Source organism: Pseudomonas sp. YuFO8 (assembly GCF_035065025.1).
Lineage (GTDB): Bacteria > Pseudomonadota > Gammaproteobacteria > Pseudomonadales > Pseudomonadaceae > Aquipseudomonas > Aquipseudomonas putida_AE.
Genome location: NZ_JAXDEQ010000011.1, coordinates 146,990 through 173,571 on the forward strand (window position 1 = coordinate 146,990; position 26,582 = coordinate 173,571).

The window sequence follows — 26,582 nt, forward strand, 5'->3', positions numbered from 1 at the left end:
GGGGTTCACGCCTTCTTCTGGTGTTGAGCCAAAGCTGCCTTGACGAAGCCGCTGAACAACGGGTGACCGTCGCGAGGCGTCGAGGTGAACTCAGGGTGGAACTGGCAAGCGACGAACCATGGATGATCCGGTGCTTCAACCACTTCGACCAGCGCGCCATCACCGGAACGACCGGAGATTTTCAGGCCGGCTTCGATGATCTGCGGCAGCAGGTTGTTGTTCACTTCGTAGCGATGACGGTGACGCTCGACGATCACGTCCTTGCCGTAGCAGCCGTGAACCAGGGAACCCGGCTCCAGCAGGCAATCCTGCGCGCCAAGGCGCATGGTGCCGCCCAGATCGGACGCTTCGGTACGAATTTCAACGGCGCCGGTGGCATCTTCCCACTCGGTGATCAGGCCGACGACCGGGTGACCGCTGGCACGATCGAACTCGGTGGAGTTGGCGTCTTTCCAGCCCAGCACGTTACGCGCGAATTCGATCACGGCCACTTGCATGCCCAGGCAGATACCCAGGTATGGCACTTTGTTTTCGCGAGCGTACTGGACGGCAGTGATCTTGCCTTCCACGCCACGCAGACCGAAGCCGCCTGGCACCAGGATCGCGTCGACACCTTCCAGCAGCGCGGTGCCCTGGTTCTCGATGTCTTCGGAATCGATGTAGCGCAGGTTGACCTTGGTACGGTTGCTGATGCCAGCGTGACTCATCGCTTCGATCAGCGACTTGTAGGCGTCCAGCAGCTCCATGTACTTGCCGACCATGGCGATGGTGACTTCGTGCTCAGGGTTGAGCTTGGCGTCGACCACGGCTTCCCACTCGGACAGGTCGGCACCACCGCATTGCAGGCCGAAACGCTCGACGACGAAATCGTCCAGGCCCTGGGAGTGCAGGATGCCCGGGATCTTGTAGATGGTGTCGGCGTCTTCCAGCGCGATCACCGCACGTTCTTCAACGTTGGTGAACTGCGCGATCTTGCGACGCGAGGACACATCGATCGGGTGGTCGGAGCGGCACACCAGCACGTCTGGTTGCAGGCCGATGGAACGCAGTTCCTTCACCGAGTGCTGGGTTGGCTTGGTCTTGGTTTCGCCGGCCGTGGCGATGTACGGCACCAGCGTCAGGTGCATCAGCATCGCGCGCTTGGCGCCGACTTCGAAACGCAGCTGGCGGATGGCTTCGAGGAACGGTTGCGATTCGATGTCACCCACGGTGCCACCGATCTCGACCATCGCAACGTCGGCATCGCCCGCGCCCTTGATGATGCGGCGCTTGATTTCGTCGGTGATGTGCGGAATCACCTGGATGGTTGCACCCAGGTAGTCACCACGGCGCTCTTTGCGCAGCACGTGCTCGTAGACACGGCCGGTGGTGAAGTTGTTGTTCTGGGTCATGGTCGTGCGGATGAACCGCTCGTAGTGGCCCAGGTCCAGGTCGGTCTCGGCGCCGTCGTGGGTGACGAACACTTCACCGTGCTGGAACGGGCTCATGGTGCCCGGGTCGACGTTGATGTACGGGTCCAGCTTCAGCATGGTGACCTTAAGTCCCCGCGCCTCCAGGATGGCCGCCAATGATGCCGATGCAATGCCTTTCCCCAATGAAGAAACAACACCGCCCGTGACGAATATGTAGCGCGTCATGAAAAACCCTAGAAGTCTGCGTTAAAGCGGTCCGAGCCGCCGGGGAAAGCGAAGGAAGGCCGAAGCCCCCGATCACCTGCATTAATCACAGTGCACCTTTCAAAAAAACCGCCGCGTTGGGACAGACCGGGAAATGAAACACCGGTTCGTTGCTCGCTACACATTTTTTGGAATCGCCCAGCAAAGACTGCTTGGTAATCGGCAACTCCTGCAATTCAGGCGAATCCACAGAAGTTGTATCAAGAAGGGAGCGTAGTCTACCGGAAAGCCCCTTTCAGCTCAAACCTTGATCTTCGCCTGGCGGTTGCCAATGTAAATGCCAGCCACCCGTCGCTTCGCCATCCAGCCCCGCCAGGTTAGCCACCGCCAGCAATTGCTCGCCCTTGTACAGCAGCGGCAATCTGCCGCGCACGAACAGCGGCACCCCACGTTCGTTGAGCAAACGCTTCAAGTCGCGATGGCCGCGGCCGGGCAGCTCCATCACTTCGCCCCCTTCACGATAGCGGATCTGCAAGGGGCCATCGGGGATTTGCCCACTGAGCGTGAGCATGCCGTTGTCGGCCAACGCCAGCGGCTGAGCGGGTTCCAGCCATGCGCCAGGCGCTGGAGCCGCGCGCAACCAGGCACCGGATAACCACCAGATACGCCCGCCCGCCCGATGCAGTTCGCCATCGGCCAGGCGCCAGATCGGCCGGGCGTCGCCGGTGGCATCGCGCAAATCGAGCCAACCCGACCAATGGTCGCTATCCGGCAGCTGAGTCAGCGGTTCGAGCCAGTGGCTGAGCGCATTGCGCTGGCGAGCATCGGAGAGTTTTTCCAGCGATGCCAACTCCAGCGAGGGCAATTTAAGCCAATCGAATTCGCTGGCGGCGCTGGCCTGGCTCAAGTCAATTTGCGCCAGATCATCCAGCAACCCCTGCGCCTCGCTCAAATGCGCGGCACTGCGGGCCATTGTCGACATCGCCTGTGGCCAGCGCTGGGTCAATGCAGGAAACACCTGATGACGCAGGTAATTGCGCGAGAATTGCCGGTCCTGGTTGGAAGGGTCCTCGATCCAGTTCAATTGATGCTCCGCCGCATACGCCTCAAGCTCGGCCCGGGTAGCATCGAGCAAAGGCCGCAACAGATTCCCTTTGCCCAACGGGCGCTGGCGTGGCATCCCTGACAGCCCCCTTACGCCGGCCCCTCGCAACAGGCGAAACAGCAAGGTTTCCGCCTGATCGTCACGGTGCTGGGCCGTCAGCAGGACTTCATTGGCTTGAGTGGCGTCAATGAACGCCGCATAACGCGCATCCCGAGCTGCACGCTCAAGGCTTGCGCCGGGTTGCACCTGGACGCGGACGACTTGCAGCGGCACGCCCAGCGCATCGCAGACCGACTGACAGTGATCCGGCCACGCGTCAGCCGCAGCCTGGAGGCCGTGATGGACATGGATGGCGCTCAGTGGCGGCAGGGACTGGGTTTTGGCGAGCGTTGCGAGAAGGTGCAGAAGGACGGTGGAATCGAGGCCACCGGAGAAGGCGATGTGCCAATGTGCAGCATTGCGCCAAGGCTGAAGATTTAGCAAAAGCCGAAAAGGCAGATCACTCTTCGAAGGATTCATAGAGATTGATCGCTTCTCATGGAACCCTGTAGGAGCTGCCGCAGGCTGCGATCTTTTGATCTTAAAAAATCAAGATCAAAAGATCGCAGCCTGCGGCAGCTCCTACAGGGGTACCGCGTTAGAGACCGTAGCTCATCAGACGATCATAGCGGCGCTTCAGCAGCGCATCGTTGTCGAACTTCTTCAGCATTGCCAGTTGCGAGCTCAGTTCGGCGCGGATCGAGGCAGCGGCAGCAGCCGGATCACGGTGTGCGCCGCCAAGTGGCTCGCTGATCACTTTATCCACGATGCCCAGGCCCTTGAGGCGCTCGGCGGTGATGCCCATGGCTTCAGCGGCGTCCGGTGCTTTCTCGGCGGTTTTCCACAGGATCGATGCGCAACCTTCCGGCGAGATCACCGCGTAGGTCGAGTACTGCAGCATGTTCAGCTGATCGCAAACGCCGATGGCCAGCGCACCACCAGAACCACCTTCACCGATCACGGTGGCGATGATTGGGGTTTTCAGGCGAGCCATGACGCGCAGGTTCCAGGCAATCGCTTCGCTCTGGTTGCGCTCTTCAGCGTCGATGCCAGGGTACGCACCCGGGGTGTCGATGAAGGTCAGGATCGGCATCTTGAAACGCTCGGCCATTTCCATCAGGCGACAGGCCTTGCGGTAGCCTTCCGGACGCGGCATGCCGAAGTTGCGGCGAACCTTTTCGCGCACTTCGCGGCCTTTCTGGTGACCGATGACCATTACTGGCTGGTCTTCCAGACGGGCAATACCGCCAACGATGGCGGCGTCGTCGGAGAAGTGACGGTCACCATGCAGCTCGTCGAACTCGGTGAAGATGTGTTCGATGTAGTCCAGGGTATATGGACGCTTCGGGTGACGCGCCAGACGCGCGATCTGCCAGCTGGTCAGCTTGCCGAAGATGTCCTCGGTCAGCGTGCTGCTCTTGTCCTGCAGGCGGGAAATCTCATCGCCGATATTCAGCGAATTGTCATTACCGACCAAGCGCAACTCTTCGATCTTGGCTTGCAGGTCGGCGATCGGCTGTTCGAAATCTAGAAAATTCGGGTTCATAGGCGTCCGTCTTGGGTCGACGTCCAAGAGAGCTTGGGCCGGCCGGTTGTCTATTCGCGCCCTACCATAAGGGACAGGCGCGTTCAGGTCGAGATTAAATTCTGGTCAAGCTCAGGGCCCCGCTCAAAGTTAAAAGCGACACCCTGACCGTTAACGGTATTGGAGGAAGACGTTGTCTCGCCCGAACTGGTCACGCAGGGCTTGAATCAACGCATCCGCCGGGTCGATTCGCCAGCCTTCGCCGAACTGCAGCAAGGCTTTCGCATCGGGACTCGTGTAGTCCATGGTGATCGGGCACGCACCGCGGTGACGCTTCAACAGCTCACCCAGCCAGCGTAGCTGATCGCCCTTGAGATCCTTGGCGTGTAACTTCAGGCGCAGGCTCTCGGCCAGGTTGGTGCGCGCGTCCTCCATGCTCATCACCCGCTTGACCCGCAAGCGCAGGCCACCGGAGAAGTCGTCGTTGCTGACTTCGCCTTCGACCACCACCATCGCATCGGTCTGCAACAGCGATTGCGCGGAATGGAACGCATCGGCGAACAGCGACGCTTCGATCCGCCCCGAACGGTCGTCGAGGGTGATGAAGCCCATCTTGTCGCCCTTTTTGTTTTTCATCACCCGCAGGGCGATGATCATGCCGGCAACCGTCTGGGTATCGCGCGCAGGTTTCAAATCGATGATGCGCTGACGGGCGAAACGGCGGATTTCGCCTTCGTATTCGTCGATCGGGTGACCGGTCAGGTACAGGCCCAGGGTGTCTTTCTCGCCCTTGAGCCGTTCCTTGAGGGTCAGTTCCTTGGCCTTGCGATGATTGGCGTAGACGTCGGCGTCTTCCTCGACGAACAGCCCGCCAAACAGGTCGGCATGGCCGCTGTCATGGGTACGGGCGGTTTGCTCGGCAGCCTTGATCGCCTCTTCCATCGCGGTCAGCAGTACCGCACGGTTGCGGTCGATATTGGCCTGATAGGCTTTGGCTTCGTCGTGGAAATACGGGCCCAGGCGATCCAGCGCACCGCTGCGGATTAAGCCGTCGAGGGTGCGCTTGTTGATGCGCTTGAGGTCGACCCGGGCGCAGAAATCGAACAGGTCCTTGAACGGACCGTCCTGCCGCGCTTCGGTGATCGCCTCCACCGGCCCCTCGCCCACACCCTTGATCGCGCCAAGGCCGTAAATGATCCGGCCTTCGTCGTTCACCGTGAACTTGAACTCGGAAGTGTTCACGTCCGGCGCGTCGAGACGCAGCTTCATCGTGCGCACTTCTTCGATCAAGGTCACGACCTTGTCGGTGTTGTGCATGTCCGCCGAGAGTACCGCGGCCATGAACGGCGCCGGGTAGTGCGCTTTCAGCCACGCGGTCTGGTACGACACCAGGCCATAGGCGGCGGAGTGGGACTTGTTGAAGCCGTAACCGGCGAATTTTTCCACCAGGTCGAAAATGTTACCGGCAAGGTCCGCGTCGATGTTGTTGGTCGCGCAACCTTCGATGAAACCGCCGCGCTGCTTGGCCATTTCCTCGGGCTTTTTCTTACCCATGGCCCGGCGCAGCATGTCCGCACCGCCGAGGGTGTAGCCGGCCATGACCTGGGCGATCTGCATCACCTGTTCCTGATACAGGATGATGCCGTAGGTCGGGGCCAATACGGGCTTGAGGCCTTCGTACTGGTAGTCCGAGTGCGGATACGCGAGTTCCGCGCGACCGTGCTTACGGTTGATGAAGTCGTCAACCATGCCAGATTGCAGCGGGCCGGGACGGAACAGCGCTACCAGTGCGATCAAGTCTTCCAGGCAGTCGGGCTTGAGCTTTTTGATCAGCTCTTTCATGCCGCGCGATTCAAGCTGGAACACCGCTGTGGTTTCGGCTTTTTGCAGCAGCGAATAGGTCGGTTTGTCGTCCAGCGGGATGAACGCGATGTCCAGCGGCGGCTCGTTGACCTTGGCGCGGTCGCGGTTGATGGTCTTCAGCGCCCAGTCGATGATCGTCAGGGTCCGCAGGCCGAGGAAGTCGAACTTCACCAGGCCAGCGGCTTCGACGTCGTCCTTGTCGAACTGGGTTACCAGGCCATCGCCCGCTTCGTCGCAATAAATGGGCGAGAAGTCAGTCAGCTTGGTCGGCGCGATTACCACGCCACCGGCGTGCTTGCCGACGTTACGCACAACGCCTTCAAGCTTGCGGGCCATCTCCCAGATTTCCGCGGCTTCTTCATCGACCTTGATGAAGTCACGCAGGATTTCTTCCTGTTCGTAGGCCTTTTCCAGGGTCATGCCGACTTCGAACGGGATCATCTTCGACAGGCGATCCGCCAGGCCGTAGGACTTGCCCTGCACCCGCGCCACGTCGCGGACCACAGCCTTGGCGGCCATGGAACCGAAAGTAATGATCTGGCTTACCGCGTTGCGGCCGTATTTCTCGGCCACGTAGTCGATCACCCGGTCGCGACCGTCCATGCAGAAGTCGACGTCGAAGTCGGGCATGGAGACCCGTTCCGGGTTGAGGAAACGTTCGAACAGCAGGTCATATTCCAGCGGGTCGAGGTCGGTGATCTTCTGCACATAGGCCACCAGCGACCCGGCACCCGACCCCCGGCCAGGACCTACCGGCACACCGTTGTTCTTGGCCCACTGGATAAAGTCCATCACGATCAGGAAGTAACCGGGGAACCCCATCTGGATGATGATATCCAGCTCGAAATTCAGCCGGTCGACATAGACCTGGCGCTTGGCTTCATAGTCCTCGGTGGTGTCCTTGGGCAGCAGGACGGACAGCCGCTCTTCGAGGCCATCGAAGGACACCTTGCGGAAGTATTCGTCGATGGTCATGCCATCGGGGATCGGGAAGTTGGGCAGGAAGTGCGTGCCCAGCTTGACTTCGATGTTGCAGCGCTTGGCGATCTCGACGGTGTTTTCCAGCGCCTCGGGAATGTCGCTGAACAGCTCGGCCATTTCCTCGGCACTTTTGAGGTACTGCTGATCGCTGTAGTTCTTCGAACGGCGCGGGTCGTCGAGGGCCCGGCCCTCGCCGATGCACACGCGGGTTTCGTGGGCGGCGAAATCTTCCTGCTTGATGAAGCGCACGTCGTTGGTCGCGACCAGCGGTGCGCCGATTTTCTCGGCCAGCGCCACGGCGCCGTGCAGTTGCTCTTCATCGTTGGGGCGGTTGGTGCGCTGGATTTCCAGGTAGAAACGATCCGGAAAAACCGCCATCCACTCACGCGCCAGGGTTTCCGCTTCGTCCGGGTTGCCGCTGAGCATGGCCTGGCCGATCTCGCCCTCTTTGGCCGCCGACAGCATGATGAGGCCGTCGCTGGCTTCGGCCACCCATTCGCGCTCGATGATGATCGAGCCATTGCGCTGACCGTCGATGAAACCTCGAGAGATCAATTCGGTGAGGTTGCGATAACCCGCGGCATTCATCACCAGCAGGCTGATCCGGCTCAGGGGGTTGTCCGGATCCTTGTTCGACAACCACAGGTCGGCGCCGCAGATCGGCTTGATCCCGGCACCCATGGCGTTTTTATAGAATTTGACCAGGGAACACATGTTGTTCTGGTCAGTGACCGCTACGGCAGGCATGTTCATGCCGACCAGGGTCTTGACCAGCGGCTTGATCCGCACCAGACCGTCGACCAGGGAGTATTCAGTGTGCAGGCGTAGGTGAACGAATGAAGCCGGCATAGTGATCCTGCATTAAGTCATGAAAACAACAAGGCCCGGATTGTACCGGGCCTTGGTAAAAAAAATCAGCCTTGCAACTAAGACTCGATGAGACTCTCTCGGGCCTCATAGGCCAGGCGCACCGGGGCAAACGAGCGCCGGTGAATCGGCGTCGGCCCCAGGCGTGCCAGCGCTTCCAGATGAACGGGCGTCGGGTAGCCTTTGTGCCCGCCGATCCCGTAACCCGGGTAGATCAATTCGAAAGCAGCCATTTCACGGTCGCGACTGACCTTGGCCAGAATCGATGCCGCGGCGATCGCCGGGACCTTGCCGTCGCCCTGCACCACCGCTTCGGCACGCATCGGCAACTTCGGGCAACGGTTGCCGTCGATCATCGCCAGTTTCGGCTGGACGTGCAGCCCGGCAATGGCGCGCTGCATGGCCAGCATGGTGGCATGGAGGATGTTCAGCTCATCGATCTCTTCGACTTCCGCGCGGGCAATGCACCAGCTCAGGGCTTTTTCGCAGATTTCGTCATAGAGTTTTTCGCGCCGGGCTTCGGTGAGCTTCTTCGAGTCGTTCAGCCCGAGGATCGGACGGTTCGGATCAAGAATCACCGCCGCGGTCACCACGGCGCCGCATAACGGGCCGCGACCGACTTCGTCGACACCGGCAACCAGTTCTTCCACTTCCGCGACCAAGGTGAAATCCAGCCCCATCTGCATGCTTGTCTTACTCATTTTACTGGGTCGATCAGGTTCAGCACTGCATCCGCAGCCTGGTTGGAGGCATCCAGACGAAGGGTCCGGTGAATTTCATCAAAACCGCGGGTTTGCTCTTCGCCACCCTCGATCAGCGGCGACAGGGTCTGGGCCAGCGCTTCGACCGTGGCATCGTCCTGCAACAACTCGGGCACCAACAGGCGCTGGGCCAGCAGGTTCGGCAAGGACACGTACGGGCTCTTCACCATGCGCTTGAGAATCCAGAACGTCAGCGGTGCCAGGCGATAGGCAACCACCATCGGCCGCTTGTACAACAAGGCTTCAAGCGTTGCGGTCCCCGAGGCAATCAGTACGGCGTTGCAGGCTGCCAAAGCCAGATGGGACTTGCCGTCGAGCAAGGTCAGCGGCAAATCGCGACCGGCCAGCAGCTCTTCAAGCTGCGCCCGGCGCTGTGGGTTGGCACAAGGCACGACAAACCGCACACCGGGGCGCAGTGCCCGCAGGCGTTGGGCCGTATCGAGGAACAATGCACCGAGACGGCCGACTTCGCCGCCACGACTGCCGGGCATCAGCGCCACCAACGGCCCGTCGGGCAATCCCAGTTCGGCCCGCGCCGCAGCGCGATCGGCTTCCAGCGGAATGGCATCGGCCAGGGTGTGCCCGACAAACCGCACCGGCACACCCTTCTCTTCGTAGAATTTCGCTTCGAACGGGAACAGGGTGAGCATCAGGTCGCAACCTTCGCGAATCTTCAGCACCCGCTTCTGCCGCCAGGCCCAGACCGATGGACTGACGTAATGCACGGTCTTGATCCCGGCCTGACGCAGCTTGAGTTCGATGTTGAGGTTGAAGTCCGGGGCATCGATACCGATGAACACGTCCGGCTTCGCGGCGATCAGGTCGGCTACCAGCTTCTTGCGGCGCGCCAGCAATTCCCGCAAACGGCCCAGCACTTCCACCAGGCCCATGACCGACAGGCGTTCCATGGGAAAGTAGGACGTCAGGCCTTCGGCCTGCATCAACGGACCGCCGACTCCGATGAACTCGACCGCCGGATGGCGAGCCTTGAGCGCGCGCATCAGACCCGCGCCCAAAATGTCGCCGGAAGCCTCGCCCGCCACCAGCGCAATACGCAAATTGGCCATGGTTAGCGGGTGATGCCGCGGGTCGAGGACTGTATGGAGTCGCGGAACACCGCCACTTCCGGGAACTGGGCAGAGGATTCGGCCAGTTCGGCGAGCGCCTGCTCAACCGTCAAGCCCTGGCGATAGACCACCTTGTAGGCACGACGCAGGGCGTGGATCGCGTCTTCGCTGAAACCGCGACGGCGCATGCCTTCGAAGTTCATGCTGCGGGCTTCGGCCGGGTTGCCGAACACCGTGACATAGGCCGGGACGTCCTTGCCAATCGCCGTACCCATGCCGGAAAAGCTGTGGGCACCGATGTGGCAATACTGGTGAACCAGGGTAAAACCGGACAGGATCGCCCAGTCTTCCACGTGCACGTGGCCGGCCAGCGCCGTGTTGTTGACCAGGATGCAGTGGTTGCCGATGACACTGTCGTGACCGATGTGGGCGTAGGCCATGATCAGGTTGTGATCGCCCAGGGTGGTTTCCGAACGGTCCTGAATGGTCCCACGGTGAATCGTCACACCTTCGCGGATGACGTTGTGGTCACCCATCACCAGGCGGGTTTCCTCGCCTTTGTATTTCAGATCGGGCGTGTCCTCACCTACCGAGGAAAACTGGTAGATACGGTTGTGCTTACCGATTCGGGTCGGGCCCTTGAGAATCACATGCGGCCCGATCACGGTCCCCTCGCCGATTTCCACACCTGCGCCGATGATCGACCACGGGCCGACCTCGACACCGTCAGCCAGGACGGCCGTCGGATCGATGATTGCGCGAGGGTCGATCAAACTCATAGTTTGCGTTCCGCGCAGATGATTTCAGCGGAGCAGACCGGCTTGCCATCGACCGAAGCCTGGCACTCGAACTTCCAGATCTGCCGCTTGCAGCTGATGAACTTGGCTTCCAGGATCAGCTGGTCGCCCGGCAGAACAGGCTGGCGGAAGCGCAGCTTGTCGGAGCCGACGAAGTAATAAAGGGTGCCGTCGGCGGGTTTCACGTCGAGCATTTTGAAACCAAGGATCCCTGCAGCCTGAGCCATCGCTTCGATGATCAGTACGCCCGGCATGATTGGATGCGCAGGAAAGTGACCATTGAAGAACGGTTCGTTGATGCTGACATTCTTGTAGGCGCGAATGCGCTTGCCTTCAACATCCAGCTCCACTACCCGGTCCACCAGCAGGAACGGGTAACGGTGAGGCAGGTATTCGCGAATCTCGTTGATGTCCATCATTTCGGGGGGAAGCCTATGTAAAGATTGGGAGCGCGCGACTGATGCACACTCCTCTAGCAAATCAAGGACGCAGTCTAGCGGCTGTGCACACTTGATATGGAAATGGTATCAGCCATCTGATGAAGCATTACCGCCAGGGGTCACGTCCCCAGTTTGCTTTTCCAGCTGTCGCAGACGCCGCGCGATGTCATCGAGCTGACGAATACGGGCCGCGCTTTTGCGCCACTCGGCGGCTGGCTGCATCGCCGTTCCGGAAGAATAGGCACCCGGCTCGGTGATCGAGTGGGTCACCATGGTCATGCCGGTGATGAAAACGTTGTCGCAAATATCGATATGCCCCACCAGCCCTACGCCACCGGCGAGCATGCAATGCTTGCCGATTTTAGTGCTGCCGGAGATCCCCACGCAGGCCGCCATGGCGGTGTGATCACCGACCTGAACGTTGTGGGCGATCTGGATCTGGTTGTCGAGTTTCACACCATTGCCAATGACGGTATCGGCCAGCGCACCACGGTCAATGGCGGTGTTCACGCCGATTTCCACGTCATCGCCGACCAGGACACCACCGATCTGGGCAATTTTCTGCCAGATGCCTTTCTCGTTGGCAAAGCCGAAGCCTTCGCCGCCAAGCACCGCACCGGACTGGATCACCACCCGCTTGCCGACGCGTACGTCGTGATACAGCGTGACGCGCGGTGCCAGCCAGCCGCCTTCGCCAACGACGCTGCGGGCGCCGATGAAGCAGTGCGCACCAATGGTCGTACCGGCAGCAATATGCGCCCCGCTTTCAATCACCGCAAATGCACCGATACTCGCCGCCGGATCGACCACCGCATCCGCGGCAATCACTGCCGTCGGATGAATACCGGCTGCCGCCTTGGGCTTGGGATCGAACAGGTGGGAAATACGCGCGTAAGCAGCGTAAGGATCGGGCACCACCAGGCAATCCCCGGCAAAACCTTCGGCGTCAGCGGCCTTGAGCAACAACGCTGCCGCCTGACTGCCTGCCAGGTATTTGCGGTATTGGGGGTTTGCGAGAAAGCTCAACTGAGCTGGGCCAGCCTCCTGCAAGGTGGCTAGCCCAGTAATTGCTTTCTCCGGGTCGCCACGTAGCGTGGCGCCGAGGAACTCGGCCAGCTGGCCGAGCTTAATGGTCACTGTCATGGATTACTTCAGCTGATTCATGCGCTCGATAACCTGGCGCGTGATGTCGTACTGAGGTTTGACATCAATCACTGCACCACGCTCGAAGACCAGGTCAAAAGCACCTTTCTTGATGACTTCTTCCACAGCACTGTCCAGTTTCGGCTTGAGCTGCTTCAGCATTTCACGGTCGGCAACGGCTTTGGCTTCGTTCAGTTCCTTGGACTGGAACTGGAAGTCACGGGCCTTTTGCTTGAATTCAAGCTCCAGACGCTCACGCTCGCCTTGCTGCATTTTGTCGCCACCGGCCATCAGGCGATCCTGGATACCCTTGGCGCTGCTTTCCAGCGTCTTGAGCTTGCTCAGCTGAGGACCGAATTTCTTCTCGGCATCCACGGCGTATTTCTTGGCCGCATCGGATTCCAGCAGGGCCATCTGATAGTTCAGGACGGCGATTTTCATGTCGGCAAATGCCGGACCTGCAACCAGTACGGAAGCCAGGAGAACCAATTGAGTCAACTTACGCACGATGCACTCCTACAAAATCCATTGTCGTTATCTTGGGGCAGACGCTTAGAACGTCTGACCGAGGGAGAATTGGAACACTTGAGTTTCAGCGTCATCCGGTTTCTTGACTGGCATGGCCAACGCAAAACTCAGAGGACCCAGTGCGGTGACCCAGGTCACACCCACACCGACGGAACTGGCCATATTGCTCAGACTGATGTCGTTGCACTTGGTGTTGGACTTCGTGCCATCAGCGTTGGTGGAATCAGAGCACGATGAGTCGAATACGTTACCCACATCCCAGAATACCGAGGTACGCAGGGAACGCTGGTCCTTGACGAACGGCAGCGGGAACAGGACTTCAACACCACCCTGGATCAGGACGTTACCACCGAACGGCAGCGGATCCTGGTCCGGGTCGAGCGCAGTGCCAGGGTTCTTGCCGGTACTTGGTGTACTGCGAGGACCCAGGGTGCTGTCCTTGAAGCCGCGAACCGAGTTGAAACCACCAGCATAGTAGTTTTCATAGAATGGCAAGCCATCGGTCGAACCGTAACCATCGCCATAACCCAGTTCGGTATGCAGGCGCATGGTGTAGTTGTCGCTCAGTGGCTGGAACAACTGGCCACGGTAGTCGAGCTTGAAGAACGACAGGTCGCTGCCTGGAACCGTGGATTCCAGCACGAGGCTCTGGGAATGACCACGGGTCGCCAGTACGCCCTTGTTCAGGGTGGACTCGGACCAACCGGCCGAAGCCTTGAAGTTCAGGTACTTGTCGCCTTCCTTGTTAACGAAATCGAAGATCTCGTCGACGGTATACACACCGGTCTTGATCTCGTCCTGCTGGGCCGTCAGGCCGAAGGTCAGGCGCGAAGTCTCGCTGATCGGATAACCGACGCTCACGCCGGCACCCAGGCTGTCCACGGCATAGCTGGCTACGTCGACGTCGAGGTCATCGTAGTCAGTTGTACGGTAGAACGCGTTGTAGCCCAGGCTGACGCCATCGGCAGTCCAGTAGGGGTCAACGTAACCGAAGTTGTAGCGGCTCTGGTATTCGCTGCGGGTCAAGCCGAGGCTGACCTTGTTACCGGTACCGAGGAAGTTGTTCTGGGTGATCGAACCACCGAGGATCAGGCCCGCACTCTGGGCGAAGCCGACGCTGGCGGTAATCGAACCGGACGCCTGCTCTTCAACGCTGTAGTTGACGTCAACCTGGTCATCGACACCCGGTACAGCCGGGGTTTCAACGTTGACTTCCTTGAAGAAGCCCAGACGCTCCAGACGGGTCTTGGATTGGTCGATCAGGTAGGTCGAGGCCCAGCCGCCTTCCATCTGGCGCATTTCGCGACGCAGCACTTCGTCTTCGGACTTGGTGTTGCCACGGAAGTTGATGCGGTTCACGTAGGCACGCTTGCCTGGATCGACAGCGAAGGTGATGTCTACCGTGTGGTCGTCATCGTGGGGCTGAGGCACGCCATTGACGTTGGCGAAGGTGTAGCCCTCGTTACCCAGGCGACGAGTGATCAGTTCAGACGTGGTGGTCATCAGCTTGCGCGAGAACACCTGGCCTTTCTGTACCAGCAGCAGCGACTTGACCTGGTCTTCAGGGACTTTCAGGTCGCCGCTGAGCTTCACGTCACGAACGGTGTACTTGTCACCTTCGTTGATGTTGACGGTGATGTAGACGTGCTTCTTGTCCGGCGTGATGGACACCTGGGTCGAAGCGATGTCCATGTTGATGTAGCCGCGGTCCAGGTAGTAGGAACGCAGGCGCTCCAGGTCACCGGAGAGTTTTTCACGGGCGTACTTGTCATCGTTCTTGAAGAACGACAGCCAGTTGGTGGTCTTGAGTTCGAACAGGTCGATCAGGTCTTCATCAGGGAAGACCGTGTTGCCTACCACGTTGATGTGCTGGATAGCGGCAACGGTGCCTTCGTTGATGTTGACCTTCAAGCCGACGCGGTTGCGCGGCTGCGGGATCACTTCAGTGTCGACGGTAGCCGAGTAGCGACCCTGGGCGACGTACTGGCGCTGCAGTTCGTTACGTACGCCTTCGAGGGTGGCTCGCTGGAAGATCTCGCCTTCGGCCAGGCCGGATTGCTTGAGACCCTTCATCAGGTCTTCGGTGGAGATCGCCTTGTTGCCTTCGATCTCGATACTGGCAACCGACGGACGCTCGACTACCGTGATAACCAGGACGTTGCCATCGCGGCCCAGTTGGATATCTTGAAAGAACCCGGTTTTGAACAGCGCACGAGTGGATTCCACCAGGCGTCGATCATCCGCCTGTTCACCGACGTTCAACGGCAAAGCACCAAAGACGCTACCCGCGGAGACCCGCTGGAGGCCATTGACGCGAATATCAGAGATAGTGAAGGACTCGGCGTGAACTTCGGCGATCATCAATACGGTGAGAACCGCAGTTAGCAGCAGACGTTTCATGAAGTCCTTTCTTATTCCAACTGGCAATAAAAACTGCCGCAAAATGCGGCAGATTCGCAATTCAGCGAAGCGTTACAGTCGACCCAGATCATTAACCAGAGCAAGCAACATCACCCCGATCACCAAACTGATGCCGATCTGTATCCCCCAACCTTGCACCCGATCCGACAAGGGACGACCACGCGCCCACTCGATCAGATAAAACAACAAATGCCCCCCATCCAGCACAGGAATGGGCAGCAAATTCAGAACCCCCAGGCTAATACTCAGATAAGCAAGGAAATTCAGGAAATCAGCGACACCCGACTGGGCCGAAGCGCCCGCCACTTTAGCAATGGTTATCGGTCCACTCAAGTTTTTTACCGAGAGCTCGCCGAACAACATTTTCTTCAGCGAATCGAGGGTCAGCACGCTCATCGTCCAGGTGCGTCGAGCCCCTTCCCCCACGGCTGCCAACGGCCCGAAACTGACTTCGCGAATCATCTCTGGTGGCCAATCGACAGCTTTTACCCCCGCCCCGAGGTAACCGGTGGGTGCCTTGCTTTCGCCACGGGCAGCCAACATCACAGGAACGTCGATTTGAGCACCGTCACGCTCCACCCGCAGCATGATTTTGGTATCAGGATGCATACGAACGATATCGACGACCTGCTGCCAGTCATCCACGGCCTTGCCATCGAGCGCCAACAGGCGGTCACCGGTCTTCAGGCCGGCGGCCTGGGCCGGGCCTTTGGAATCCAGTTCAGCCAGGACGGGCGGCAATGCCGGGCGCCACGGGCGAATGCCCAGGGAACGAATCGGATCCGGTTCATCGGCACCTTTGAGCCAGTTGTCCAACACCAGCTCGCGCGGCGAATCCACTGTAGTGCCCTGCTCGCGAACCAGCAGCTGCAGGGAACCGCTTTCACCCAGGCGACGGACCAGCTGCAGATTGACCGCAGCCCAGCCGGAAGTGGGCTCGCCGTCGATGGCAACGATTTCCTGGCCTGCGTTCAGGCCCGCCTTGGCCGCCAGGCTACCGGACTCGACAGCGCCGATGACCGGGCGGACCTGCTCGGTGCCAAGCATCGCCAATGCCCAGAAAAACACCATCGCCAACAGGAAGTTGGCAATCGGTCCCGCTGCAACGATGGCAATGCGCTGGCGCACGGATTTGCGGTTGAAGGATTGCTCGAGCTGATCGGCCGGCACTTCGCCTTCACGCTCGTCGAGCATCTTCACGTAGCCACCCAATGGAATGGCAGCCACCACGAATTCGGTACCCTTCTTGTCGTGCCAGCGCAGCAGCGGCATGCCGAAGCCCACGGAGAAACGCAGCACCTTGACCCCACAGCGACGCGCGACCCAGAAATGGCCGAACTCGTGGAAGGTAACCAGCACGCCCAAAGCGACCAGGGTGCCGACAATCATATAGAGCGCGCTCATCTATTTTCTCCGCATTCCTATCCAGTCCTGCATCGCAGCACTTACCGCCCTTGACGACTCAACCATTGTTCAGCCAGCAAACGCGCCTTGGCATCCGCCGTGAACACCGCCTCAAGATCATTCACTGCAACCACAGGTTCGAGATTGAGGACTTCCTCGATGATACTCGCGATTTCCAGGTAACGAACCCGTCCGTCGAGAAAGGCCGCGACAGCGACTTCATTTGCCGCATTCAACATCGCCGGAGCGCTGTTACCCGCCTCGGCTGCCTGGCGCGCCAGTCGCAGGCACGGGAATCGATCTTCGTCCGGGGCCTGGAAGTCCAGGCGCGCGACGGCAAACAGGTCCAGCGGCGGCACGCCCGAGTCGATTCGCTCCGGCCAGGCCAGCGCGTTGGCGATCGGCGTGCGCATGTCCGGGTTACCCAACTGGGCCAATACCGAACCATCGATGTAGTCGACCAGCGAATGAATCACGCTTTGTGGGTGGATCACTACTTCAACCTGGGACGGCTTGGCATCGAACAGCCAGCAGGCCTCGATCAGTTCAAGCCCTTTATTCATCATGCTGGCCGAATCGACCGAGATCTTGCGCCCCATGGACCAGTTAGGGTGGGCACAGGCCTGCTCGGGTGAAACATGCGCCAGCTCGGCCATGGGCGTCTGCCGGAACGGACCGCCAGAGGCGGTCAGCAGGATCCGGCGTACGCCGACCGGTTCCAGGCCACGGGCAAAATCCCGGGGCATGCATTGGAAAATCGCGTTGTGCTCACTGTCGATCGGCAGCAATACCGAGCCGCTTTTGCGCACGGCCTGCATGAACAAGGCGCCGGACATGACCAGCGCCTCCTTGTTGGCCAGGAGGATCTTCTTGCCGGCCTCGACGGCCGCCAGGGTCGGGCGCAGGCCTGCGGCGCCGACGATGGCCGCCATGACCGCATCGACCTCAGGGTCGGCAGCCACCTGGCACAACCCCTCCTCCCCCACCAGCACGCGAGTGGCAAGACCGGCAGCGCGCAGGTCATCCTGCAAGCCGCGGGCAGCAGCGGCCTCAGGCACCACGGCAAACCGCGGGGCGTGACGCACGCACAGCGCCAGCAGCTCGCTCAGGCGAGTGAAACCGCTCAAGGCGAAGACCTGGTAGCGCTCAGGGTGGCGGGCGATGACATCCAGGGTGCTCAGACCGATCGAGCCGGTCGCCCCGAGGACGGTAATCTGCTGAGGACGGCTCATGGTGCAGCCATCCACAACAGTACGGCAAATACCGGGATCGCCGCGGTCAGACTGTCGATGCGATCCAGCACGCCGCCATGCCCCGGCAGCAGGTTGCTGCTGTCCTTGATCCCGGACTGGCGCTTGAACATGCTTTCGGTGAGATCACCCACCACCGAGACGAACACGATCAGCGCGGCGCCGATCAGCCCCTTGAACAATTCAGCCACCGTCCAGTCGCGCACCAGGGCAACCAGGGTGGTGATCACCAGGCTCAGGGCAAGGCCGCCGTACACGCCTTCCCAGCTTTTGCCCGGGCTGACCTGCGGCGCCAGCTTGCGCTTGCCAAACGCACGTCCGGAGAAATAGGCACCGATATCCGCGCCCCAGACCAGCACCATCACCGCCATGATCAACCAGTTGCCCAGCGGGTACTGCTTGATCTGCACCAGGCCTTGCCAGGCCGGCAACAGGATCAACAGGCCGATCAGCAGCTTGCAGGCGTCGCTCGCCCAATGCTCACTGGAGCGCGGGTAGGTCAGCACCAGGTAGGTCGCCAGCGCCCACCAGAGCACCGAAGCCCCCAACACCCAGGGCGCCAGGCCGGGCAGGATGTACATGACGAACAGCATCAAGGCGACGACGGCGGCATAGCCGGCACGAAACGCTTGCGCAGCGAAACCGGCCAGGCGCGCCCATTCCCAGGCGCCCAGGGTTACGACCAGGCCGATGAACAGCGCAAAAGCGGAACCCTCCAGCAGAAAAAACCCACCCAGGGCAATCGGCAGCAGGATCAGCGCGGTGATGATTCGTTGTTTAAGCATTAAACCCGGGCTCCAGCCTCGACCTGCTCGCTCGTTTTACCGAAGCGGCGCTGGCGAGATGCGAAATCGGCCAGCGCATTGCGCATGGCATCGTGTTTGAAGTCCGGCCAGAACAGGTCGGAGAAGTACAACTCGGCGTAAGCCAGCTGCCACAGCAGGAAGTTACTGATGCGATGCTCGCCACCGGTACGGATGCACAAGTCCGGCAACGGCAGGTCGCCGGTGGCCAGGCAGGTTTGCAGCAGTTCCGGGGTAATGTCTTCCGGCCGCAGATGCCCGGCCTGGACTTCACGCGCCAGACGCTGTGCGGCTTGGGCGATATCCCACTGACCGCCGTAGTTGGCGGCGATCTGCAGGACGAAGCGATTGGCGCCGGCCGTCATGGCCTCGGCTTCACGCATGGCGGCCTGGAGCTCCGGGTGGAAGCGCGAGCGGTCGCCAATGATGCGCAAGCTGATGTTGTTGTCGTTGAGGCGCTTGGCCTCACGACGCAATGCCTTGAAGAACAGATCCATCAAGGCACTGACTTCATCGGCCGGGCGCTGCCAGTTCTCACTGGAGAACGCGAACAGGGTCAATACTTCGACCCCTGCCTCGGCGCACACCTCAATGACTGCACGCACCGCATCCACACCCGCTTTATGCCCGGCGACACCCGGCATAAAGCGTTTTTTCGCCCAGCGATTATTACCATCCATGATGATCGCGACATGGCGCGGCACCGCGGAAGGTGCAACCTGCTTGGTCTTTTCCATGAACACGCGACCCTTATACGGCCATCAGGTCTTTTTCTTTCTGCGCCAGGTTCGCGTCGATTTGAGCCACGTACTTCTTGGTCAGATCATCGATTTCGCCAGTTGCGCGACGCTCTTCGTCTTCGCTGATTTCCTTTTCCTTGACCAGATCCTTCAGCGAGCTGTTGGCATCGCGACGGATGTTGCGCACGGCAACGCGGGCATCTTCAGCTACATCACGCGCCTGCTTGGTGAAGCCCTTGCGGGTTTCCTCGGTCAGGGCCGGCATGGAGATCAGCAGCAACTCACCCAGGTTGGTCGGGTTCAGGTTCAGACCTGCACTGCCGATGGCCTTGTCGACGGCACCGAGCATGTTGCGCTCGAAGGCAACGACTTGCAGGGTACGGGCGTCCTTGACGGTGATGTTCGCCACTTGCTTGATCGGGGTATCGGCGCCGTAATACGGAACCATCACACCTTCCAGAATGCTTGGGTGCGCCTGGCCGGTACGGATCCGACCGAAGTTGTGCGCCAGCGATTCCACGGACTTCTGCATGCGCTCTTGAGCGTCTTTCTTGATTTCGTTGATCATTGTTGGCCTTCCTCGATCAGGGTCCCTTCAGCGCCACCATGTACGATGTTCAGCAGGGCGCCGGGCTTGTTCATGTTAAATACGCGCAGCGGCATCTTGTGGTCGCGGCACAGGCAAATGGCCGTCAGATCCATCACGCCCAGCTTGCGATCCAGTACTTCATCGTAGGTCAGATGATCGAACTTCTCGGCATGCGGGTCTTTGAATGGGTCAGCGGTGTAGACGCCATCGACCTTGGTTGCCTTGAGCACGACATCGGCATCGATTTCGATTGCACGCAGGCAAGCCGCCGAATCCGTGGTGAAGAACGGATTACCGGTGCCGGCCGCGAAAATCACCACGTCCTTGGAGTTCAGGTGGCGCATGGCCTTGCGGCGATCGTAGTGATCGGTCACGCCCACCATGGAAATGGCCGACATCACGATGGCCGAGATATTGGCACGTTCCAGCGCGTCGCGCATGGCCAGGGCGTTCATCACAGTGGCCAGCATGCCCATGTGGTCGCCTGTGACCCGGTCCATGCCGGCCTTGCTCAGCGCTTCGCCGCGGAACAGGTTGCCGCCGCCGATCACCAGGCCGACCTGGACGCCGATGCCGACCAACTGGCCGACTTCCAGCGCCATGCGATCCAGAACCTTCGGGTCGATCCCGAACTCTTCCGAGCCCATCAGGGCCTCGCCGCTAAGCTTGAGTAGAATGCGTTTATAGCGAGCCTGATAACCACTGCCCTGCTGAGCCATTGCGAATCTCTCCTGCGGCGTATTTTAAAAATTCTTTGCGAGCTGTTTTTCAGCTGGCGTTCACTCTAGCGTGACGCTGCTTCAGCGCCATCGGAACATGGCTTTGTAAGCCAGTTCCAAGTGGAAGCCAATTAAAAATTGGCAACCCATCTGAAAAGAGGCTGCGCGCGTGAGCGGGCAGCCTCTTCAGGGCGACAGTTAAAAAACCGTCTTATTGCTTGGCGGCAGCCAGTTGTGCGGCAACTTCTTCAGCGAAGTTGTCAACTGGCTTCTCGATGCCTTCGCCCACTTTGAAGTAGGTGAAGGAAACGATTTCAGCGCCGGCTTTCTTGGCCAGGGCACCTACGGTGACTTCCGGGTTCATCACGAAAGCTTGCTCAACCAGGCTGGCTTCGGCCAGGAACTTGGTGATACGGCCGGCAATCATCTTCTCGACGATTTCAGCTGGCTTGCCTTTCATCTTGTCTTCGTTCAAGGACAGGAAAACGCCCTTTTCACGCTCGATGGCTTCTGGCGAAACCTGCGATGGCAGCAGGAACTCAGGGTTGCTTGCCGCCACGTGCATGGCGATCTCTTTGGCCAGCTGAACATCGCCGCCCTTGAGAACAACAGCAACACCGATCTTGTTACCGTGCAGGTAAGTACCGACCACGTCACCTTCAACGCGAACCAGGCGACGGATGTTGACGTTTTCGCCAACTTTGGCCACCAGGGCTTCACGAGCCGATTCCTGAGCGGCGATCAGCGGAGCTGCGTCGGTCAGTTTTTCGTCGAATGCTTTTTCTACGCTGGCAGCAACGAAGTTCTTGAAGTCGTCTTGCAGTGCCAGGAAGTCGGTCTGCGAGTTCACTTCCAGCAGTACGGCGGACTTGTCGTCAGCCTTGATGGCGATGGCGCCTTCAGCGGCAACGTTGCCCGCTTTCTTGGCAGCCTTGATGGCGCCCGAAGCACGCATGTCATCAATGGCTTTCTCGATGTCGCCGCCGGCCTTGGTCAAGGCCTTTTTGCAGTCCATCATGCCTTCGCCAGTACGCTCGCGCAGTTCTTTGACCAACGCTGCAGTAATCTCTGCCATTTCAAAATTCCTCTTGGATAGGTTATCAACCATTCCACCCGATCGAACGGGCGTTCAATTCTTCCCGAACCACCCTTGTTAGCTGCCGCACGTTACAGATAGAGCAGTGGGCGCCGACAAATGGTTTTCGAGGTGGCAAAAAGGGGGCCAAGCCCCCTTTTTGCTTACTGAGTCAACGCCAGGGCGTCAATTACTCAGCTGCAGCCTGAGTTTCTTCAGCTGCGAACTCTACGGTGCCGCCGGCAACGTTGTTGCGACCACGGATAACAGCGTCAGCCATCGAACCCATGTACAGCTGGATAGCGCGGATTGCGTCATCGTTGCCTGGGATGATGTAGTCAACGCCTTCCGGGCTGCTGTTGGTATCGACTACGCCGATAACCGGGATGCCCAGCTTGTTGGCTTCGGTGATCGCGATGCGCTCGTGATCAACGTCGATAACGAACAGAGCGTCTGGCAGACCGCCCATGTCCTTGATACCACCCAGGGAACGATCCAGCTTTTCCAGGTCACGGGAGCGCATCAGCGCTTCTTTCTTGGTCAGCTTGGCGAAAGTACCGTCTTCGGCTTGTACTTCAAGGTCACGCAGACGCTTGATGGAAGCACGGATGGTCTTGAAGTTGGTCAGCATGCCGCCCAACCAGCGGTGATCGACGTACGGCGAACCGCAACGTGCTGCTTCTTCAGCAACGATCTTGCCAGCGGAACGCTTGGTGCCGACGAACAGAATCTTGTTTTTGCCCTGGGCCAGACGCTCTACGAAAGTCAGAGCTTCGTTGAACATTGGCAGGGTTTTTTCAAGGTTGATGATGTGAATCTTGTTACGCGCGCCGAAAATGTATTTACCCATTTTCGGGTTCCAGTAACGGGTCTGGTGACCGAAGTGCACACCGGCCTTCAGCATATCGCGCATGTTGACTTGGGACATGATAGTTCCTTAATAAGTCGGGTTTGGCCTCCACGTATCCCAATGACCAACCACCAGCATTTCGCTTGCGGCACCCAGGTCATCGTGTCGACACGTGTGTGGATTTAGGCTTTTCGGGGCATCCCCGGAAAGCGGCGCATTTTATACCACAAGGATGGAAAAAACGGAACCCGGATTCTCAAATCGAGGCGAACGCACATCGCCAGCCCTTGGAATCCGCCCAGAATGCACCATTCTATAAGGAGAAGCGATGCACTGAGCCGCGGATTTGCGCTGATCGTCTGTTAGAATCGCGTTTTTCAGGGCTGCGAAGATCGATCGCGCAACGCCCTTTTCGTCAAGAAAGCGCCATCGAGCGCAGAGAGAGCCTGTATGACCGTCACCCTCAAAACCCCCGAGGACATCGCAAAAATGCGCGTCGCCGGCAAACTGGCCGCCGATGTGCTGGAAATGATTGCTGAACATGTCAAACCGGGCGTTACCACCGATCAACTGAACCAGATTTGCCACGACTATATCGTCAACGAGCAGAAGGCCATCCCTGCCCCGCTGAACTACAAGGGCTATCCCAAGTCGATCTGCACCTCGATCAACCATGTGGTCTGCCACGGCATCCCGAACGACAAGCCGCTCAAGGATGGCGACACCCTGAACATCGACGTCACCGTGATCAAGGATGGCTACCACGGCGACACCAGCCGCATGTTCCACGTCGGCACCGTGCCGGTCTGGGCCGAGCGCCTGTCGCAAGTGACCCAGGAATGCATGTACAAGGCGATCGAGATCGTCAAGCCCGGCTGCCGCCTGGGCGACATCGGTGAAATCATCCAGAAGCACGCCGAGAAAAACGGTTTTTCGGTGGTTCGTGAGTTCTGCGGCCACGGCATCGGCAAGGTGTTCCATGAAGAGCCGCAGATCCTGCACTACGGCCGTGCTGGCACCGGCATGGAACTGAAGGCCGGCATGACCTTCACCATCGAGCCGATGATCAACCAGGGCAAGGCCGACACCAAGGTGCTGGGCGATGGCTGGACCGCGATCACCAAGGACCGCAAGCTGTCGGCACAGTGGGAACACACCCTGCTGGTGACCGAGACCGGTTACGAGATCTTCACCCTGCGCAGCGATGACACCATCCCCCGCGTTTCGGCCTGATCCGCTCACCGAACCCAGCCTATAGAAAGGAAAGCCAATCAATGCCGCAGGTGGATCCCGAACTCTTCGATCGTGGCCAGTTCCAGGCTGAACTGGCCCTGAAGGCCAGCCCGATCGCGGCCTTCAAGAAGGCGATCCGCCAGGCGCGCGAAGTGCTCGACGGACGCTTTCGCAGCGGCCGGGACATTCGCCGATTGATCGAGGACCGTGCCTGGTTCGTCGATAACCTCCTGCAAAAGGCCTGGGAGCAGTTCGACTGGAGTGAGGACGCCGACATCGCGCTGGTCGCGGTCGGCGGCTACGGTCGTGGCGAGCTGCACCCCTACTCCGACATCGACCTGTTGATCCTGCTCGACAGCGCCGACCACGAGGTTTTCCGCGATTCCATCGAGCGCTTCCTGACCCTGCTGTGGGACATCGGCCTGGAAGTCGGCCAGAGCGTTCGGTCGGTCGAGGAGTGCGCCATCGAAGCCCGCGCCGACCTGACAGTCGTCACCAACCTGATGGAAAGCCGCACCATCTGCGGCCCGGAGCACTTGCGCCAGCGCATGCTGGATGTCACCAGCACCGCGCACATGTGGCCGAGCAAGGACTTCTTCCTGGCCAAGCGCGCCGAGCAGAAAGCCCGTCACCACAAGTACAACGACACCGAATACAACCTGGAACCCAACGTCAAGGGCTCGCCCGGCGGCCTGCGGGATATCCAGACGATTCTGTGGGTGGCCCGTCGCGAGTACGGCACCTTGAACCTGCGGGCACTGGCCGGCGAAGGTTTCCTGGTCGAAAGCGAAAACGCCTTGCTGGCCTCCTCCCAGGAGTTCCTGTGGAAGGTCCGCTACGCCCTGCACATGCTCGCCGGGCGCGCCGAAGACCGCCTGCTGTTTGATCACCAGCGCACCATTGCCGGGCTGCTGGGCTTTGAAGGGGACGACGCCAAGCAGGCCGTCGAGAACTTCATGCAGCAGTATTTCCGCGTGGTCATGAGCATTGCCCAGCTCAGCGACCTGATCATCCAGCACTTCGAGGAAGTCATCCTCGCACCGGAGGATGCAGCGCCACCACAGCCGGTCAACTCGCGATTCCAGCTGCACGACGGCTACATCGAGGCGCGTAACGACAATGTGTTCCGCCGCACGCCGTTCGCCATGCTCGAGATCTTCGTGCTGATGGCCCAGCAACCGGAAATCAAGGGCGTGCGCGCCGACACCATTCGTCTGCTGCGCGAAAATCGCCACCTGATCGACGACAACTTCCGCAACGACATTCGCAACACCAGCCTGTTCATCGAGCTGTTCAAATGCAAGATCGGCATCCACCGCAACCTGCGCCGGATGAACCGCTACGGCATTCTCGGGCGTTATCTGCCGGAGTTCGGTTTCATCGTCGGGCAGATGCAGCACGACCTGTTCCACATCTACACGGTCGACGCCCACACCCTGAACCTGATCAAGCACCTGCGTAAGTTGCAGTACACGCAAGTGTCGGAAAAATTCCCGTTGGCCAGCAAGCTCATGGCCAAGCTGCCCAAGCCTGAACTGATCTACCTCGCCGGGCTGTATCACGACATCGGCAAGGGCCGGCATGGCGATCACTCGGAGATCGGCGCGGTGGACGCCGCCGCCTTCTGCCAACGCCATCAACTGCCGGTGTGGGACAGCCGCCTGATCGTCTGGCTGGTGCAAAACCATCTGGTGATGTCGACCACGGCCCAGCGCAAGGATTTGTCCGACCCGCAGGTGATCCATGATTTCGCCTTGGCCGTGGGCGATGAAACCCGCCTCGACTACCTGTACGTGCTGACGGTCGCCGACATCAACGCCACCAACCCGACCCTGTGGAATTCCTGGCGGGCCAGCCTGCTGCGCCAGCTCTACACCGAGACCAAGCGCGCCCTGCGTCGTGGCCTGGAAAACCCGGTGGACCGCGAAGAACAGATCCGCCAGACCCAGAGCGCCGCGCTGGACATCCTCGTGCGGGGCGGCACCGACCCGGACGACGTCGAGCAGTTGTGGGCGCAATTGGGTGACGACTATTTCCTGCGCCACACCGCCGGCGACGTCGCCTGGCACAGCGATGCGATCCTCCAGCAGCCGGCCGACGGCGGGCCGCTGGTGCTGATCAAGGAAACCACCCAACGCGAGTTCGAGGGCGGCACGCAGATCTTCATCTACGCACCGGACCAGCACGACTTCTTCGCCGTGACCGTGGCCGCGATGGACCAGCTCAACCTGAACATCCATGACGCCCGGGTCATCACCTCCAGCAGCCAGTTCACCCTCGACACCTACATTGTGCTCGACACCGACGGCGACTCGATCGGCGATAATCCGGCGCGGGTCAAGCAGATCCGTGACGGCCTGGCCGAAGCCCTGCGCAACCCGGACGACTACCCGACCATCATCCAGCGTCGGGTTCCGCGCCAGCTCAAGCATTTCGCCTTTGCGCCACAGGTGACGATCCACAATGACGCCCAGCGTCCGGTGACCGTCCTGGAACTGACCGCCCCTGACCGCCCTGGCCTGCTGGCACGGGTCGGCACGATTTTCCTGGAGTTCGACCTGTCGCTGCAAAACGCCAAGATCGCCACCCTCGGCGAGCGCGTGGAAGACGTGTTCTTCATTACCGACGCGAACAACCAGCCGTTGTCCGACCCGTTGTTGTGCAGTCGGTTACAAGACGCAATCGTCGAGCAGTTGAGTGTTAACCAGGAACCCGATATCAAGTTGTCGCGCATCAGTATCTGAATCAAAAAACCGCCCCCTGTAG

Annotated in this window: 21 protein-coding genes; 2 read left to right on the forward strand and 19 right to left on the reverse strand. The window is 59.9% G+C overall.

Annotated features, from left to right (window positions below):
* Positions 1-5 precede the first annotated feature (5 nt).
* The 19 genes from SOP95_RS12750 to rpsB all read right to left on the reverse strand — a co-directional run bounded on the left by SOP95_RS12750 (position 6) and on the right by rpsB (position 22,661).
* On the reverse strand, positions 6-1,637 hold the full coding sequence (locus SOP95_RS12750) for a CTP synthase (protein WP_274073291.1): 1,632 nt from the start codon (positions 1,635-1,637) through the stop codon (positions 6-8).
* 274 nt (positions 1,638-1,911) lie between these two features.
* On the reverse strand, positions 1,912-3,240 hold the full coding sequence (gene tilS / locus SOP95_RS12755) for a tRNA lysidine(34) synthetase TilS (protein ID WP_323607292.1): 1,329 nt from the start codon (positions 3,238-3,240) through the stop codon (positions 1,912-1,914).
* Positions 3,241-3,358: 118 nt separating this feature from the next.
* Positions 3,359-4,306: an acetyl-CoA carboxylase carboxyltransferase subunit alpha gene (locus SOP95_RS12760; RefSeq protein ID WP_274077160.1), complete on the reverse strand. Its 948-nt coding sequence runs from the start codon at positions 4,304-4,306 to the stop codon at positions 3,359-3,361.
* Between the two features lie 150 nt (positions 4,307-4,456).
* Positions 4,457-7,978, reverse strand: a complete 3,522-nt coding sequence (gene dnaE, locus SOP95_RS12765) for a DNA polymerase III subunit alpha (protein WP_274077161.1) — start codon at positions 7,976-7,978, stop codon at positions 4,457-4,459.
* Positions 7,979-8,055: 77 nt separating this feature from the next.
* A complete protein-coding gene (gene rnhB / locus SOP95_RS12770; protein WP_274077213.1) occupies positions 8,056-8,682 on the reverse strand; it encodes a ribonuclease HII in 627 nt (208 codons plus the stop codon).
* An 11-nt stretch (positions 8,683-8,693) separates the two neighbouring features.
* Positions 8,694-9,824 carry a lipid-A-disaccharide synthase gene (lpxB, locus tag SOP95_RS12775; RefSeq protein WP_272604841.1) on the reverse strand — a complete coding sequence of 377 codons (1,131 nt, stop codon included), beginning with the start codon at positions 9,822-9,824 and terminating at the stop codon, positions 8,694-8,696.
* 2 nt (positions 9,825-9,826) lie between these two features.
* A complete protein-coding gene (gene lpxA / locus SOP95_RS12780) occupies positions 9,827-10,603 on the reverse strand; it encodes an acyl-ACP--UDP-N-acetylglucosamine O-acyltransferase (protein ID WP_274077162.1) in 777 nt (258 codons plus the stop codon).
* Positions 10,600-11,040, reverse strand: a complete 441-nt coding sequence (gene fabZ / locus SOP95_RS12785; RefSeq protein WP_007978374.1) for a 3-hydroxyacyl-ACP dehydratase FabZ — start codon at positions 11,038-11,040, stop codon at positions 10,600-10,602. Before fabZ ends, lpxA begins: the two co-directional genes overlap by 4 nt.
* A gap of 108 nt (positions 11,041-11,148) precedes the next feature.
* Positions 11,149-12,204, reverse strand: coding sequence for a UDP-3-O-(3-hydroxymyristoyl)glucosamine N-acyltransferase (gene lpxD / locus SOP95_RS12790; RefSeq protein ID WP_274077163.1), 1,056 nt, complete (start codon positions 12,202-12,204; stop codon positions 11,149-11,151).
* Positions 12,205-12,207: 3 nt separating this feature from the next.
* Positions 12,208-12,711: an OmpH family outer membrane protein gene (locus SOP95_RS12795; protein ID WP_008057318.1), complete on the reverse strand. Its 504-nt coding sequence runs from the start codon at positions 12,709-12,711 to the stop codon at positions 12,208-12,210.
* Between the two features lie 45 nt (positions 12,712-12,756).
* Positions 12,757-15,132 carry an outer membrane protein assembly factor BamA gene (gene bamA / locus SOP95_RS12800; protein WP_274077164.1) on the reverse strand — a complete coding sequence of 792 codons (2,376 nt, stop codon included), beginning with the start codon at positions 15,130-15,132 and terminating at the stop codon, positions 12,757-12,759.
* 72 nt (positions 15,133-15,204) lie between these two features.
* Entirely contained in the window at positions 15,205-16,557 is a 1,353-nt protein-coding gene (gene rseP / locus SOP95_RS12805; protein ID WP_323607293.1) for an RIP metalloprotease RseP, read from the reverse strand.
* A gap of 41 nt (positions 16,558-16,598) precedes the next feature.
* The gene (ispC, locus tag SOP95_RS12810) at positions 16,599-17,789 is read right to left on the reverse strand and encodes a 1-deoxy-D-xylulose-5-phosphate reductoisomerase (protein ID WP_274077166.1); all 1,191 of its coding nucleotides are present in this window, start codon (positions 17,787-17,789) and stop codon (positions 16,599-16,601) included.
* On the reverse strand, positions 17,786-18,592 hold the full coding sequence (locus tag SOP95_RS12815) for a phosphatidate cytidylyltransferase (RefSeq protein WP_323607294.1): 807 nt from the start codon (positions 18,590-18,592) through the stop codon (positions 17,786-17,788). Before SOP95_RS12815 ends, ispC begins: the two co-directional genes overlap by 4 nt.
* Positions 18,592-19,347, reverse strand: a complete 756-nt coding sequence (gene uppS / locus SOP95_RS12820; protein WP_008057310.1) for a polyprenyl diphosphate synthase — start codon at positions 19,345-19,347, stop codon at positions 18,592-18,594. Before uppS ends, SOP95_RS12815 begins: the two co-directional genes overlap by 1 nt.
* A 13-nt stretch (positions 19,348-19,360) precedes the next feature.
* Positions 19,361-19,918 carry a ribosome recycling factor gene (frr, locus tag SOP95_RS12825; protein WP_274077168.1) on the reverse strand — a complete coding sequence of 186 codons (558 nt, stop codon included), beginning with the start codon at positions 19,916-19,918 and terminating at the stop codon, positions 19,361-19,363.
* Positions 19,915-20,658: a UMP kinase gene (gene pyrH / locus SOP95_RS12830; RefSeq protein ID WP_003222124.1), complete on the reverse strand. Its 744-nt coding sequence runs from the start codon at positions 20,656-20,658 to the stop codon at positions 19,915-19,917. The genes frr and pyrH overlap by 4 nt, the downstream gene beginning before the upstream one ends.
* A gap of 211 nt (positions 20,659-20,869) precedes the next feature.
* Positions 20,870-21,733, reverse strand: a complete 864-nt coding sequence (gene tsf / locus SOP95_RS12835; protein ID WP_274077169.1) for a translation elongation factor Ts — start codon at positions 21,731-21,733, stop codon at positions 20,870-20,872.
* A 190-nt stretch (positions 21,734-21,923) separates the two neighbouring features.
* Entirely contained in the window at positions 21,924-22,661 is a 738-nt protein-coding gene (rpsB, locus tag SOP95_RS12840; protein ID WP_003222119.1) for a 30S ribosomal protein S2, read from the reverse strand.
* Between the two features lie 372 nt (positions 22,662-23,033).
* Between rpsB and map the strand changes: the two genes are divergently transcribed.
* Together map and SOP95_RS12850 are read left to right on the forward strand one after the other, a co-directional pair.
* On the forward strand, positions 23,034-23,816 hold the full coding sequence (gene map / locus SOP95_RS12845; protein ID WP_046816511.1) for a type I methionyl aminopeptidase: 783 nt from the start codon (positions 23,034-23,036) through the stop codon (positions 23,814-23,816).
* A gap of 41 nt (positions 23,817-23,857) precedes the next feature.
* Positions 23,858-26,560, forward strand: coding sequence for a [protein-PII] uridylyltransferase (locus tag SOP95_RS12850; protein ID WP_274077170.1), 2,703 nt, complete (start codon positions 23,858-23,860; stop codon positions 26,558-26,560).
* Positions 26,561-26,582: the final 22 nt, after the last annotated feature.